The following is a 14,712-nucleotide window of genomic DNA, read 5'->3' on the forward strand; positions in this document are numbered from 1 at the left end:
GACTATGGTTGCAGGATTGCGAACTTCACTTAGAGTTGGATTATTAAGCGCGGTAATACTCGCTGCTGGTTGTGTTAGCAACGGTCAGTCAGGCATGTATGGTGGTAACTTCGATCACGAAGAAGCCGCCAAAACGCGTATGTCTCTTGGTCTTACCTACCTACAAAATAATAACTACACGCAGGCGAAAAAGAACCTCGACAAGGCGCTTGAGTTTAACCCTCGCTCCGCAGATGTACAGTACGCTATGGCATATTACTATCAGCTAGTAGGTGATAACCTGAGGGCTGAAGAGTTTTACAAAACTGCTATTGACCTAGCTCCCAACAATGGTGATATTGCCAACAGTTATGGGGCGTTTAAGTGCCAAAATGGCGATTACGAAAAAGCCAAAGCGTACTTCTTTGAAGCGATTAATAACCGTCTGTATGCGAACGCAGCGCAAACCTACGAAAACTTGGCCTTGTGTGCTCAAAGCCAAGGGAAGCTCGATGAGGCAATTGGTTACTTTGAAGATGCTTTGCAGCACCAACCAGCTCGAGGTAAGACGTTATTTTTGCTGAGTGAACTCTACATAGTGTCACAACAGTGGGACCTAGCTGAATCAACACTTCAAAAGTACCAAAGGGTTGCGAAGGTTACACCAGATTCTTTGTGGTTGTCTTACGAGATTGCCAAAGGCAAGGGTGATGTGGAAAAGGCAGCGGGGTATGGCGATATGATGTTATCGCTGTTTCCTGAGAGTGAACTCACGAAGCGATATGCAGTCCAGCGGGAGCGGTTACAAAAGAAAATCGTAAAAACCTCTAAGGCTTCTAATAATGCAGAAAAGGCACTAGAGGTCACTGTTGAACAAGCAACTAAAGAAAAAGCCCCGCAGCAAACTAGCGAAATAGTGAGTGAGTCTGCGTCTTTTAACAAAGACCCAATTAACAAACCGATTCAGGAGACAAGCGTTAAGCAAAAGCCTGTCGCCTCAGTAGCAGATGAAGGTGACGAGAAAAACACTGAATTATCTGAGAATAACGATAAATTCCATGTAGTAAAAGAGGGTGAAAACTTATATCGTATTTCTTTATTGCACAATATAAGAATGGCAACACTGCAAAAGTGGAATAACCTAGAAAATACTGGCGCTATTATTGCTGGTCAGACGCTTTGGTTAGTACCACCAAGTATGCAGGAGGAATAAGGTTTAATGGTGTCAGAAGAAAACGCGAATCAAGAAGTAACTTCGCAACAACAAGAAAATGCGCCAAGCCCAGGGGCAATGCTTAAAGCACGTCGCGAAAAGCTAGGCTTGTCTCAGCAAGATATTGCCGATAAATTGTTTTTAAAGGCTCAACAAATCAATGATTTAGAAAGTGATGTAATTGATGAAAACTCTTCAGTTACTTTTACTAAAGGCTACGTTAGGAATTATGCCAAACAATTGGGAATGAATTCCCATGAGGTTATAGAGGCGTTTGAACGTTTCCATAATCAAACATCAGTGCCTTCCTCGGAAAAACTACAAAGCTTTTCTAAACGTGTCGCAAAACAGACACACGATGATCGTTGGATGATGGTGACGTATGCAATCTTACTTCTCATCATCGCTGGGGTTGTCGTATGGTGGTATCAACAGCCAAGCGATGATGCCGTTTCTGAACTGCCTTTAAATGAGGCTGTAAAGAGAGAGGCGGCAAACACACCAATTTCTTCAGAAAATGGGGCCGCAACGGGAGAGATGAGCGGTGCTAACTCTTTCCAAGGCGACTCGTCTGACACATCACTGACGCAAGAGCAGGATTCGTTTCAAACGAATAATGCCTCTTATGCAGGCTCCGATGACGCTGCAATAGTAGGTAAAAATAACGATGTGAGTGACCAGAATAATGGTTTTACCCAAGACGGTGACCTAGACGATGGGGCCATTTCTGCTCCTGACAACGCAGTTGATGACAGTAACAACCTAACCGCACTGGTAAATGCGTCAGATAGCGATAATGATTTGTTAGCCGAAGCATCGTTAGACACTCAAGCTGACGCGGCGCCAATATCGATGGTTTTCACCTTTGACGATGACTGCTGGGTTAATATTAAAGATGGTACCGGTGAAGCCATTGCTTACGGGGTAAAACAAAAAGGTCGTGTAATGGAAATTCAGGGCGTTCCTCCTGTTGAAGTTACGCTCGGCGCACCGGATAATGTGCGCATATCAGTTAACGGCGACGCTGTTGATATTTCTCCATATCAAAATGGTAGAACAGCTCGTTTTGTACTCCCTTTATAGGTAATTAGATGTTTGCAGAAAGCCCTATTAAGCGCCGAAAGTCTACGCGTATTAATGTAGGTAACGTTCCCATTGGTGATGGCGCTCCCATCGCTGTTCAATCTATGACAAATACCCGCACCACAGATGTGGCTGCGACTGTCGATCAAATAAACCGTATTGTTGCTGTGGGCGGCGAAATTGTTCGCGTATCAGTACCCACTATGGAAGCTGCTGAAGCCTTTAAAGAAATTAAGCAACAGGTAAGTGTCCCACTTGTTGCAGACATTCATTTTGACTACCGCATTGCGCTTAAAGTAGCTGAATACGGCGTAGATTGTTTACGTATAAACCCGGGTAATATTGGCAATATGGAGCGTGTACGTTCGGTTGTCGATTGCGCAAAAGATAAAAATATTCCTATCCGAATTGGTGTTAATGGCGGTTCTTTAGAAAAAGATTTACAAGAAAAGTACGGTGAACCCACGCCAGAAGCCCTTGTCGAGTCGGCTATGCGCCATGTGGATATTTTAGATAAACTCAATTTTGACCAGTTCAAGGTCAGTGTTAAAGCATCGGATGTTTTTCTTGCCGTCGGCGCATATCGCTTGCTGGCGCAAAAAATAGATCAACCTTTACACTTAGGTATTACTGAAGCTGGCGGACAGCGCGCAGGTGCCGTTAAGAGTGCGGTTGGGCTAGGCATGCTTTTAACCGAAGGCATCGGCGATACCCTTCGTGTTTCACTAGCGGCAGACCCAGTAGAAGAGATTAAAGTTGGCTTTGATATTTTAAAGTCACTTCGCATTCGCTCTCGCGGTATTAACTTTATAGCGTGCCCGAGCTGTTCTAGACAAGAGTTCGATGTTATTGGCACCGTAAACGCACTAGAGCAACGGCTAGAAGATATTCTCACTCCAATGGACGTGTCTATCATTGGTTGTGTAGTAAACGGTCCTGGCGAGGCCGAAGTGTCTGATTTGGGCCTTACTGGCGCGCGCAATATGAGCGGTCTTTACGAAGACGGAAAGCGCGTAAAAGAACGCCTTCCAAACGATGATTTGGTCGACAAGTTAGAAGCCAAAATTCGCGCTAAGGCATCACGCATGAGTGAGAAAAACAAAATTCAGGTCTCGGTAAAAGACTAAGAGAATTTTTGTTCATTGTTGTTTATTCCCAAAGCCCCTATAATGCGGGGCTTTTCACTATTTAGCAGTATGAGAATTTCACGTGGCTAAGACTATTCAGGCAATTCGAGGCATGAATGACTGCCTACCGGAGATTTCCGGTACATGGCAGAAGGTAGAATCTGTACTTCGTCAAGTGGTGGCGAGCTACGGTTACCAAGAAATACGTACTCCCATCGTTGAAAGCACTGACCTATTCAAACGTTCTATCGGTGAAGTTACCGATATCGTTGAAAAAGAGATGTACACCTTCGAAGATAGAAATGGCGATAGCTTGACGCTGCGCCCTGAAGGAACCGCAAGTTGCGTACGTGCAGGTAATGAACACGGTTTATTATATAACCAGCAGCAGCGCTTGTGGTATATGGGGCCCATGTTCAGGCACGAACGTCCACAAAAAGGTCGCTATCGCCAGTTCCATCAATTTGGTGTAGAAACCTACGGCATGGACGGTCCTGACATCGATTTGGAAGTTATTCTTCTTAGCGCACGTTTTTGGAAAGCGTTTGGCATCGATCAGCATGTAAAGCTACAAATAAATACTTTAGGTTCAAACGAAGCGCGTGCGGCTTATCGCGATACGCTGGTTGAATTCTTAAAACAGCGTGCAGACCAACTTGACGAAGATTCGTTACGTCGACTTGAAACGAACCCACTTCGGGTACTTGATTCCAAGAATCCTGGTGTCCAAGCTGCTATTGCCGATGCGCCAGCGCTAATCGATCATCTTGATGAAGAATCAAAAGCACATTTTGATACCCTCTGTGCACGCTTAACCCAAGCTGGTATCGAGTTCGAAGTAAACCCTCGCCTAGTACGTGGGTTAGATTACTACAACCGTACAGTGTTTGAATGGGTTACCGATAGCCTAGGTGCACAAGGTACAGTATGTGCTGGCGGTCGTTACGATGGCTTAGTTGAGCAGTTAGGCGGTAAAGCTACACCTGCGGTTGGTTTTGCTATGGGCATTGAGCGTTTAGTACTGTTGTTGACAACACTTACAGAAGAAGGTCAGGATACGAGCTTCGCTGACATATATGTCACGGCAATGGGTGACGATGCACAGTCTTACGCGATTGAAGTGGCGGAACATCTACGAAATACCCTTCCTAATACACGCGTAATGATGCATTGTGGCGGCGGTAACTTTAAGAAACAATTGAAGCGTGCAGATAAAACAGGAGCACGTTTAGCGCTGCTTTTAGGTAATGATGAAATGCAGTCTCGCGAAGTCGGTGTTAAACCACTGCGCGACGGTCAAGAACAAGTTACGGTCAGCTTTGATGCCTTATCTGGTAAGGTTGCAGAGATGCTGAGCGCAAAATAAAAAGAGGACATCATGGAACAGTTCGCAACAGAAGAACAACAAGTAGAAGCGATTAAGCGTTTTTGGAAAGAGCACGGTACAGCTATTATCGTCGGCGCTGCGCTAGGTTTAGGCGGCTTATGGGGCTGGAGAGCGTATTCTGAAGCGCAAATTGAAAATAAAGAAGCAGCATCGGTTGCGTATCAAAATGCGGTAGAGACATTTGGTACCGAAGGAAGTGATGCAAAAGTTAACGCCTTCATCGAAGAAAATAAAGATAGTGGTTATGCGAGCATTGCAAGTCTTCTTGCGGCTAAGCAAGCGGTGGAAGCAGGCGATTTAGACGCTGCTGCTTCGCATCTAAATAGCGTTGTTACCTTTGCTGAAAACGATGAAATGAAGGTGTTAGCGTCGCTTCGTTTATCTCGGGTGCAAATTGAAATGAACCAGCTTGATGCGGCGTTGTCTACGCTTAGCAATGTTACTAACGACGCATTTGCTGCAGAGGTTTCTGAACTAAAAGGCGATGTATATCAAAAACAAGGCAAGTTTGACGATGCTCGTTTAGCTTATTCAAATGCGTTAGAAAAAAATGCCAACAATCCGCTTTTACAAATGAAGTTAGATAACCTGTCGGTTTCTGCTGCACAGTAAGCGATGCCCACTGGGCTGGTGTAAATAATAAAGAGGTACGCAATTTGTTTCACAACACGTGTGGCCGTAAAGGTCGATTTGCTCGCACGATAGGAATGGCACTGGCAGTGTCTATCACAATGTCTGGCTGCTCTACTATCTCAGACTGGTTTGCAGATGAAGAAGAACTCGAAATTCGTCGTTTAAAACCGATCGAAGCTAAGTTTACGCCTGAATTAGTATGGGATCGCGATATCGGTGATGGCGTTGACCATTATTTCTCACGTTTGCGCCCTGTATATGCTTATGACAAGCTTTTTGCTGCCGATCGCCATGGCGCTGTTGTAGCCATGGAGCCCGAGACAGGAAAGGTATTGTGGCAGAAAGACTTCGCACAGTTTCGCTCTGAAGGCATGATGAGCTCGATAACCAAGCTATGGCAAAATGGTGAAACAGCTCGAATTGGCGGCATTTCTGTAGCAGATAGACATGTATTCATCGGTACTGAAAATGGCTATATAGCGGCAATGGACGCCGAAACGGGTGAGCTTGTGTGGGAAGCGACGGTACCTGGAGAAATTCTTGCAGCCCCAGCTGCTGATGAAGGGATCCTTGTAGTCAACACAGGCGCTGGAAGTTTGTTTGGCTTTAATACCCGAACCGGCGAACAAATGTGGAGACACGAGGGCGATACCCCTCCACTAACGCTTCGCGGTATCTCAGGCCCCATTGCTTCAAACGGCGGCGTTATTGTGGGTACCCCGACCGGTAAAATTCAAGTAAACCTTATTGAAACTGGTGTGCTCGCTTGGGAAACGGTCATTGGAACACCTTCTGGCGCGACAGAACTTGAACGTATTGTCGATGTTGATACTACCCCAGTACTTTATGGCGGAATAATTTACACCGTTTCTTACAACGGTACATTGGCTGCTGTAGAGCTTCGTTCAGGTCGCGTTATTTGGAAGCGTGAATACGCATCATTCCGCAATCTGAATATCGATGGCAACAGTATTTTTGTTGTAGACAACAACTCTAATGTTTATGCCCTTGACAGACGAAATGGCGTAGAATTGTGGTCTCAGGGGCTGCTCAAACAGCGTTCGTTAACTGCAGCGACCCCGGTGGGCGAGCATATTGTAGTAGGTGACAACTGGGGCTTCTTACACTGGATAGAACAAGAATCTGGTGAGGTAGTGGCTCGACTGGATGTGGGCGGTGATGACGAAGATGACGCTATTTTTGCGGCACCGCTGAACGTTAACGGTAATATTATTGCTGTGACTAGAAATGGCGAAGTAGTCTCGGTACGCACGCCAAACTAGCACTTCATAATTTAATACATCCTTTTAAGGGCGTTTTAGGTGTGACCTAAAACGCCCTTTTTATTTGTTATTCAATTCGTAGTTTGGCATGAATATTTTTACCTTGATGTAGAACCACTATACCTGCGGTAACACGCCGCGATTACGAACATTTTAATTCTCGCTGAGTGGGCAATTATCTATGCGGATTGGTATTAGGTAGTGAACAAGGTATAATGCGCCCAATCTTTAAAGCCTCATCACAAATTCTGAATCGTTAGAGAACAGACTTCCTAAACGTTGCTTGATTACACTGTGTATGCGGCTTGTGCTTTTTAGCTTTCATGACCCTTAGGATCTGATAAATGTTACCCGTTGTTGCTTTGGTTGGCCGCCCTAATGTTGGCAAATCAACCTTGTTTAATCGCCTTACTAATACCCGTGATGCACTTGTTGCAGATTACCCTGGGTTAACTCGCGACCGTAAATACGGCCAAGCGAAGTTTGAAAAGCGCCAGTTCATTGTTGTTGATACCGGCGGTATTACAGGTGATGAGGAAGGCATTGATGCCGAAATGGCGCAGCAGTCTTTATTGGCGATCGAAGAAGCCGATGTGGTTTTATTTTTGGTTGATGCAAGAGCTGGGATGCTACCCGCCGACCAAGGGATTGCTGATCATCTCAGGCGTATAAATAAAAAAGTGTTTGTTGTAGCCAACAAAGTGGACGGAATCGACGGCGATAGTGAAAGCGCAGAATTTTACTCTTTAGGTCTAGGCGAGATAAAGCAAATTGCAGCGGCTCATGGCCGTGGCGTTAGCCAATTACTGCAGGACGCCCTGAAGCCGCTGGAAGCCGACTTTCCAGACATGGAAATCGTCGACGAAGAGCCAGAGGAAGAAGAAGATGCCGAAGCTCAGCGTCAGCGTTTACAAGAGTTGCCTATTAAGCTAGCTATTGTAGGAAAGCCAAACGTAGGTAAATCAACACTAACAAACCGCATTTTAGGTGAAGAGCGGGTTGTTGTGTATGACATGCCGGGTACAACCCGTGACAGCGTTTATATCCCTATGGAAAGGGACGAGCGCGAATACATTCTTATTGACACTGCTGGTGTAAGAAAGCGCAGAAAGATCAGTGAAGCCGTAGAAAAGTTCTCTATTGTAAAAACCCTTCAAGCGATTGAAGAAGCAAACGTCGTGTTATTAGTTATTGACGCTAGAGAAGGTATTACTGATCAAGATTTAAGCTTGCTCGGTTTTGTCCTAAATTCTGGTCGCTCGCTAGTCGTTGCGGTAAATAAGTGGGATGGGCTAAGCACCGACGTGAAAGACGACATAAAGCGTGAGATGGATCGCCGCTTGGGCTTTGTCGACTTTGCCCGCATTCACTTTATTTCAGCGCTTCACGGCTCGGGTGTGGGTAACTTATTTGAATCAGTGCAAGAAGCCTACATGAGCGCGACCAAGCGTATTAACACTGCGTTGCTTACACAGATTATGGAAATGGCACAGGACGACCATCAGCCACCGCTTGTTCGCGGCCGTCGGGTTAAAATGAAATATGCCCACGCAGGTGGTTACAACCCGCCCGTTATTGTTATTCACGGCAATCAGGTTGATGACTTGCCAAGCTCTTACAAACGTTTCTTAATGAATTATTTCAGAAGAGCACTAGAGATTATGGGCACGCCTATCAAGATTGAATTCAGAGAGGGTAATAACCCGTTTGAGGGTAAAAAAGCTAATCTGACGTTGGCGCAGCAGCGCAAACGTCGTCGTATGATGTCTTACTACAAAGATAAAAAGTAAGCTTCAAAAGCATCTTAAATAATCAGGCGCTATTTCTTGTTCAGTTGAAGTAGCGCTATAATTTTCTCTTCCTCTCTCTCGTTGAGTCATAATTACAACTTAGTTGTAGACTTTACGCGCTCCGTAACGTTTCAACGTCCTACTTCTTTTATCATAACGACGCCTCGCCCCTTTAAAAATAAAGCATTATTTAGTTAGTAGGTGTTGGAGCCATTTTTGCAATCAGTTGTAATTCGATTTAGGGAAAACGCACTGTAGTTAATTGTATTTGGACGTCATTTTGTCAGTAGAAAAGTTATTTAAAAGCACCTCACCACTTCAAAAAAATCAAATATACAATTGGTTTGACAGATACAAACCTCAGGAACAGCAAAAAGTCTATTTTCTTAGCAGTGAAATGGAAAAAAGGCCAAAATTGAATTTATCGTTTACTAAACGTAACAGAGTGAAAAAAGCCTAGCGCTGGCCTTCCAAAAGCAGGGAGCGAACCTTTTTCATCATTTCAGACTCTTGCGGAACTTCTACGTTAACAATCAATTGATTGACAATTTTGTCTGAAAAGTCAGGAGGAAAAGTTGTAGACACTTTTACGATTTTATCTTGTAGCTTAAAGACATAGGTTGTCGCGTAAATTGTTGGTGATGTTTCAGATGCCGCGCTCAGCCCCAATCTCCATCCTCTTAATGCGCTGTTAACCTCGTAGCGTGAGGCTGGACTGATTTGAGACAACGTTAACTGCTGTAAATCGGCTGTAACACTAGCTCTTTGCAGATCATTTTCTAGTTGCTTAGGAAGTAGCTCGTTTTCATTTGAAGAAAGCTGATCTAAAAAGGGATATACGGTGACATCAACGAGCGCATCTTCAAACTCAGGGTGTATATAGCGAGTAATTGCACCGTTAAACGGGTTTGGATATAACTGAGTATCTAATTTAGTGAAGTCGCCAATGGCGTTTGGTACCTGTAATCCACCCTTATAGTCGCTAGCTTCTAGCGCATCGAACAAAAACTGGCTGGTAAATAATCCAGAATGTTTGGCATGTTGAATCCAGCGGGCAATCAACGATTGCGCTTCTTTTTCGGCTAAAGCGGTTTCCGGTTTCACATCTGTGTTTTCTACGGCACTCGCATCAAATGAAGATGAGTCAATTTCTATCCCTCGCCATTGTAAAGTGAATTCTGCAAATTGTTTTGCGTGCTGTCGATGCATGCCAGGCGCTGCGCCAACGTTAGCAATCAATAGTTCGTAGTCGTTTCCTTCACCATATGGCAACAAATGACTGAATTCTCCTGATTCGCTTAGAAGTTTAATAAAGCTGTCGGGCGAAATAGCATCTTCAAAACACAAATTAGTGGATTGTGAAGCATTAGCTTCGCTTAATGCTCGCTGGGCTCCACAAGCCCTGAGTAACGTTTCGCTCGGGTAGGTAGAAAAAACAGAGACAGGTTGATTGACCATAGAAGCAAAGGTGAAGTCGGGCACTAGTAACAGAACAAAAACGCACAAAGGTGTCAAAATTTTTGGTACAGCGAACCGCTGTGACTTTAGGCTCCAAAATGCACAGGCCCGCTGGTAAATACTGGAAAAGAAAAACGCGTTTACATGAACGGGCATAATACTTAAGGCTACCTATTGCCGCTGAATGTGTGTCACTGTACTGGTTATTTCACCGTCAGTCACCCGAGATTTTATCTCATCACCTACATTTACTTTATTCACGCTATTAATGGCTGTTTTGTCAGACAAAGTAATGCTGTAACCACGGGCGAGCGTTGAAAGAGGACTTACAGATTGTAAGAGGCTAACATTACCACCAAGTTCATTTTTTTTGCTTCTAATTAAGGTATTCATGCTTGATAAGAGCTTGGTGCTAGCATAGTTTAATTTGTCTTTTGCACGCGCCACGTTTGCTGATGGCGATTGTTTGTTTAGTCTGTAATCAAGACCTTGCAATTGCTTTTCTGCTTTTGCCAAGTCGTTTTGCATCTTATGCGCTAAACGAAGTTGTAGTCTGTCTAACGTTTGCCACTGCGATTGAATGCGGCTTTGTGGATGCAACGCATTTAGCCGTTGTTTCTTTAGAACAAGCTGTTGTTTACTCGTTTGAAGGTACTGATGTATTGCCCTTGCTAAGCGTTGTTTTCGCTGATTTAGCGTTTGGTAGAGAGCGGCAGAATCCTGACTTAAGATTTCGGCAGCAGCAGATGGGGTAGGGGCGCGAACATCAGCGACGAAATCACTAATGGTGAAGTCTACCTCATGGCCTACGGCGCTAACTATGGGCAAAGCACTTGCAGCGACTTCTCTTGCCAAGCTTTCATCATTAAAACACCACAAGTCTTCTAATGAACCTCCGCCTCGCGTAAGTAACAGCACATCCACTTCTGCGCGGCGGTTAGCCGTTCTTAACGCATTAATTAACTGTAAAGGTGCGGTTTCCCCCTGAACCATCGACGGATAAACAACGACTTCGGTTTGTGGGCTCCGACGTTTTAATACACTTAGTACATCGTGAAGCGCTGCACCGCTTGATGAAGTAATTACGCCGATTCGGTTAATACGCTCAGGTAACGGACGCTTATTAGCAGTATCGAACAAGCCTTCATTGTTAAGCTTGAACTTTAAGGCTTCGAACGCTTGCTTAAGCGCACCTTCACCGTCACTTTCCATGTGTTCAACAACAAGTTGATAGTCACCGCGTGCTTCGTAAAGGCCTACCGACGCGCGCACTAAAATTTTATCGCCCTCTTTAGGACGAATACGAACATTGCGGTTTGACCCCTTGAACATAGCCGCGCGCACCTGGGCTTTATTGTCTTTCAGCGTGAAATACCAGTGCCCTGAAGCGGCTGCCACGAAGTTAGATATTTCAGCCGATAGCCAAATAAGGCCAATTTCGCCCTCCAATACGGTTCTGGCTAAACGATTTAGCTTGGTAACTGTTAAAATTTGTCGAGACGTAGATGGCGAATTTGTAAACATAAAAAAAATCACTAGGTTTAATACATTTAGAGTTTACCTGAAAACTAAAAAACACTACAATTGCGCCGCAATTAACCCTCAACTGAATAGGTGTTGTTGCATGCTACGTATCATCCAAGAAGCCCTGACGTTCGACGATGTGTTGCTGGTTCCCGGCCACTCGACCGTCCTCCCTCACACTGCAAACTTACAAACCCGTCTAACCCGTGGTGTAACGTTAAATATTCCAATGGTGTCTGCTGCCATGGACACGGTTTCTGAAGCCCGCCTAGCGATTGCGCTCGCCCAAGAGGGTGGTATTGGTTTCATTCATAAAAACATGAAGCCTGAAGAGCAAGCTAAACACGTACGCGAAGTTAAAAAATACGAAAGCGGGGTTGTATCTGACCCGGTAACGGTAGAAGAGAATGCAACCATTGGCGATGTTATAACCCTTTCAAAGCGACTTGGTTACTCTGGTTTCCCTGTAACAGACAAAGACAATAACCTAATTGGTATTGTAACAGGCCGTGATCTTCGCTTTGAAAAGCGCTTAAACCTTCCTATTAGCAACGTAATGACCAAAAAGGATGACCTGGTCACCGTAAAAGAAGGTGCAAGCTCTGACGTAGTGCTAGATTTAATGCACGAACACCGCATTGAAAAAATTCTTGTTGTTGACGATGCGTTCAAGCTTACAGGCCTTATCACCGTTAAAGACTTCCAAAAAGCTGAAAACAAGCCTAATGCGTGTAAAGACTCGCTAGGTCGCCTTCGCGTAGGGGCGGCAGTTAGCGTTGGTGCAGGTACTGATGAGCGTATTGCCTTACTTGTTGATGCAGGTGTAGATGTTCTACTAATCGACACTTCTCACGGTCATTCACAGGGCGTTATTGACCGTGTTAAGAAAGTACGTGCTGACTATCCTGATGTACAAATTATTGCGGGTAATGTGGCAACAGGCGATGGGGCAAGAGCACTAGCCGACGCAGGCGTAGACGCTGTTAAAGTCGGTATTGGCCCTGGTTCAATTTGTACTACCCGTATCGTAACCGGTTGCGGTGTACCGCAAATTACCGCAGTATCAGATGCAGTAGAAGCATTAAAAGATACAGACATACCTGTTATCGCTGACGGCGGTATTCGTTTCTCTGGTGACATTGCTAAGGCGTTAGCCGCTGGCGCAAGCTGCGTAATGGTTGGCAGTATGCTAGCGGGTACTGAAGAAGCGCCTGGCGAAGTTGAGCTTTTCCAAGGTCGTTACTACAAGTCATATCGCGGCATGGGTTCACTAGGTGCAATGGATCAAAGTCATGGCTCGTCAGACCGTTATTTCCAAGATTCTGACAATGCAGAAAAACTAGTACCAGAAGGTATTGAAGGTCGCGTTGCATATAAAGGTCCTATTGCAAATATTATTCACCAGCAAATGGGCGGCTTGCGTTCAGCCATGGGTTTAACGGGCTGTGCTACCATTGAAGAGATGAATACCAAGGCGCAATTTGTGCGTGTAACTTCAGCCGGAATGGGCGAGAGCCACGTGCACGATGTAAGCATTACTAAAGAAGCGCCAAACTACCGTTTAGGTTAAGGCGACCGACGACTGCGAGGCTGGTACTACACCAGCCTTTGTTCTTTTATTTAACGGGTAAAAATAAAACATGACCACAAATATCCACGACCAACGCATACTTATTTTGGATTTTGGCTCGCAATACACGCAGTTGATAGCACGTCGTGTTCGCGAAATCGGCGTTTACTGCGAGCTTTGGGCCTGGGATGTGACCGAAGAGCAAATCCGCGAATTCAACCCTCAAGGGATTATTCTGTCAGGCGGCCCAGAGTCAGTAACCGAAGAAGGCTCACCGCGTGCACCTGAGTATGTGTTTGAAGCCGGCGTGCCTGTGTTAGGCGTGTGCTATGGCATGCAAACTATGGCGCACCAGTTAGGCGGTGGCGTACTGGGCTCAGACAAGCGTGAATTTGGTTACGCGCAGGTAGAAGTGATCAAACCAAGCCCTCTGCTAGATAAAATTGAAGATGCCATTGGCGATAATGGTGCGGCGCTGCTTGATGTGTGGATGAGCCATGGCGATAAAGTAGCAGCTATTCCTGAAGGTTTTGAAACCATCGCGCAAACGGCTTCGTGCCCGCATGCGGCAATGTATAACGAAGAAAAGCAGTTCTACGGCGTACAGTTTCACCCAGAAGTGACGCACACTCGCCAAGGTATGCGTTTACTTACCCATTTCATAATGGATATTTGTAAGTGTGAAAAGCTCTGGACAGCTGGCGCTATTATTGACGATGCTATTGAGCGTATCAAAGAGAAAGTCGGTGACGAACGTGTGATATTAGGTTTATCGGGCGGTGTAGACTCATCAGTAACGGCTATGTTGCTTCACCGTGCTATTGGCAAAAACCTTACCTGCGTATTCGTAGATAACGGATTGCTGCGCCTTAATGAAGCCGATCAGGTTATGGAAATGTTTGGTGACCACTTTGGTTTAAACATTATTCGTGTCGATGCTGAAGGCCGTTTCCTTGACCGCTTGAAAGGCATAGAAGATCCTGAGCTTAAGCGTAAAGCTATTGGTAACGAATTTGTTCGTGTATTCGATGAGGAAGCGAGCAAGCTTGAGAATGCTAAATGGCTAGCACAAGGTACTATCTACCCAGACGTGATTGAGTCAGCGGGTTCAGCAACGGGTAAGGCGCACGTAATTAAGTCGCACCACAACGTTGGCGGTCTTCCTGAAGATATGGAACTGGGTCTTGTTGAGCCACTGCGTGAGCTATTTAAAGATGAAGTCCGCAAAATCGGCCTAGAGCTAGGTTTACCGTACGACATGCTTTATCGACACCCGTTCCCTGGGCCAGGCCTCGGCGTTCGTGTACTGGGGGAAATTAAGAAAGAATATTGCGACTTACTACGTCGTGCTGACGCTATCTTCATTGAAGAGCTTTATGCAGCTGATTTGTACCAAAAAGTAAGCCAAGCGTTTACCGTATTTCTTCCAGTGCGCTCGGTTGGCGTAATGGGTGATGCGCGTAAATACGATTGGGTAGTAAGCCTTCGTGCAGTAGAGACCATCGACTTCATGACAGCTCACTGGGCACACCTGCCATACGACTTCCTAGGTAAAGTGTCGAATCGCATTATCAATGAAATCGACGGCATTAGCCGTGTGGTTTACGACATTTCTGGTAAGCCGCCTGCTACGATTGAATGGGAATAATCGGGCTTAAATATACC

Annotated in this window: 11 protein-coding genes; 9 read left to right on the forward strand and 2 right to left on the reverse strand. The window is 45.3% G+C overall.

The window, feature by feature from the left end:
- Positions 1-4: 4 nt before the first annotated feature.
- The 7 genes from pilW to der all read left to right on the forward strand — a co-directional run bounded on the left by pilW (position 5) and on the right by der (position 8,495).
- The gene (gene pilW, locus V7R55_RS11790) at positions 5-1,192 is read left to right on the forward strand and encodes a type IV pilus biogenesis/stability protein PilW (RefSeq protein ID WP_334059646.1); all 1,188 of its coding nucleotides are present in this window, start codon (positions 5-7) and stop codon (positions 1,190-1,192) included.
- A gap of 6 nt (positions 1,193-1,198) precedes the next feature.
- On the forward strand, positions 1,199-2,275 hold the full coding sequence (locus V7R55_RS11795; RefSeq protein WP_334059647.1) for a RodZ domain-containing protein: 1,077 nt from the start codon (positions 1,199-1,201) through the stop codon (positions 2,273-2,275).
- A gap of 8 nt (positions 2,276-2,283) precedes the next feature.
- Positions 2,284-3,402 (forward strand): flavodoxin-dependent (E)-4-hydroxy-3-methylbut-2-enyl-diphosphate synthase, encoded by a 1,119-nt coding sequence (ispG, locus tag V7R55_RS11800; RefSeq protein WP_334059648.1) that lies wholly within the window; start codon positions 2,284-2,286, stop codon positions 3,400-3,402.
- An 82-nt stretch (positions 3,403-3,484) separates the two neighbouring features.
- Complete coding sequence (gene hisS / locus V7R55_RS11805) at positions 3,485-4,768, forward strand: histidine--tRNA ligase (protein WP_334059649.1); 1,284 nt, start codon at positions 3,485-3,487, stop codon at positions 4,766-4,768.
- Between the two features lie 12 nt (positions 4,769-4,780).
- Entirely contained in the window at positions 4,781-5,401 is a 621-nt protein-coding gene (locus tag V7R55_RS11810; RefSeq protein ID WP_334059650.1) for a YfgM family protein, read from the forward strand.
- 44 nt (positions 5,402-5,445) lie between these two features.
- Positions 5,446-6,705 (forward strand): outer membrane protein assembly factor BamB, encoded by a 1,260-nt coding sequence (bamB, locus tag V7R55_RS11815; RefSeq protein WP_334059651.1) that lies wholly within the window; start codon positions 5,446-5,448, stop codon positions 6,703-6,705.
- Positions 6,706-7,049: 344 nt separating this feature from the next.
- A complete protein-coding gene (gene der / locus V7R55_RS11820) occupies positions 7,050-8,495 on the forward strand; it encodes a ribosome biogenesis GTPase Der (RefSeq protein ID WP_179984048.1) in 1,446 nt (481 codons plus the stop codon).
- Positions 8,496-8,951: 456 nt separating this feature from the next.
- On the opposite strand, the gene V7R55_RS11825 is transcribed toward der, so the two are convergent.
- Both V7R55_RS11825 and xseA read right to left on the reverse strand, forming a co-directional pair.
- Positions 8,952-10,109, reverse strand: a complete 1,158-nt coding sequence (locus V7R55_RS11825) for a hypothetical protein (RefSeq protein ID WP_334059652.1) — start codon at positions 10,107-10,109, stop codon at positions 8,952-8,954.
- 15 nt (positions 10,110-10,124) lie between these two features.
- Positions 10,125-11,477 carry an exodeoxyribonuclease VII large subunit gene (xseA, locus tag V7R55_RS11830; RefSeq protein WP_334059653.1) on the reverse strand — a complete coding sequence of 451 codons (1,353 nt, stop codon included), beginning with the start codon at positions 11,475-11,477 and terminating at the stop codon, positions 10,125-10,127.
- A gap of 100 nt (positions 11,478-11,577) precedes the next feature.
- Here xseA and guaB point away from each other — a divergent pair, with 100 nt between their 5' ends.
- Both guaB and guaA read left to right on the forward strand, forming a co-directional pair.
- A complete protein-coding gene (gene guaB / locus V7R55_RS11835) occupies positions 11,578-13,047 on the forward strand; it encodes an IMP dehydrogenase (protein WP_334059654.1) in 1,470 nt (489 codons plus the stop codon).
- Positions 13,048-13,117: 70 nt separating this feature from the next.
- The gene (gene guaA / locus V7R55_RS11840) at positions 13,118-14,695 is read left to right on the forward strand and encodes a glutamine-hydrolyzing GMP synthase (protein ID WP_334059655.1); all 1,578 of its coding nucleotides are present in this window, start codon (positions 13,118-13,120) and stop codon (positions 14,693-14,695) included.
- Positions 14,696-14,712 lie beyond the last annotated feature (17 nt).

The sequence above is a fragment of the Alteromonas sp. S005 genome, assembly GCF_036864475.1.
Taxonomy (GTDB): domain Bacteria; phylum Pseudomonadota; class Gammaproteobacteria; order Enterobacterales; family Alteromonadaceae; genus Alteromonas.

Excerpts from the sequence above, each read along its gene's own strand:
- pilW (WP_334059646.1), top strand. The coding sequence starts at position 5 with ATGGTTGCAGGATTGCGAACTTCACTTAGAGTTGGATTATTAAGCGCG.
- V7R55_RS11795 (WP_334059647.1), top strand. The coding sequence starts at position 1,199 with ATGGTGTCAGAAGAAAACGCGAATCAAGAAGTAACTTCGCAACAACAA.
- ispG (WP_334059648.1), top strand. The coding sequence starts at position 2,284 with ATGTTTGCAGAAAGCCCTATTAAGCGCCGAAAGTCTACGCGTATTAAT.
- V7R55_RS11810 (WP_334059650.1), top strand. The coding sequence starts at position 4,781 with ATGGAACAGTTCGCAACAGAAGAACAACAAGTAGAAGCGATTAAGCGT.
- der (WP_179984048.1), top strand. The coding sequence starts at position 7,050 with ATGTTACCCGTTGTTGCTTTGGTTGGCCGCCCTAATGTTGGCAAATCA.
- V7R55_RS11825 (WP_334059652.1), bottom strand. The coding sequence starts at position 10,109 with ATGCCCGTTCATGTAAACGCGTTTTTCTTTTCCAGTATTTACCAGCGG.
- xseA (WP_334059653.1), bottom strand. The coding sequence starts at position 11,477 with ATGTTTACAAATTCGCCATCTACGTCTCGACAAATTTTAACAGTTACC.
- guaB (WP_334059654.1), top strand. The coding sequence starts at position 11,578 with ATGCTACGTATCATCCAAGAAGCCCTGACGTTCGACGATGTGTTGCTG.
- guaA (WP_334059655.1), top strand. The coding sequence starts at position 13,118 with ATGACCACAAATATCCACGACCAACGCATACTTATTTTGGATTTTGGC.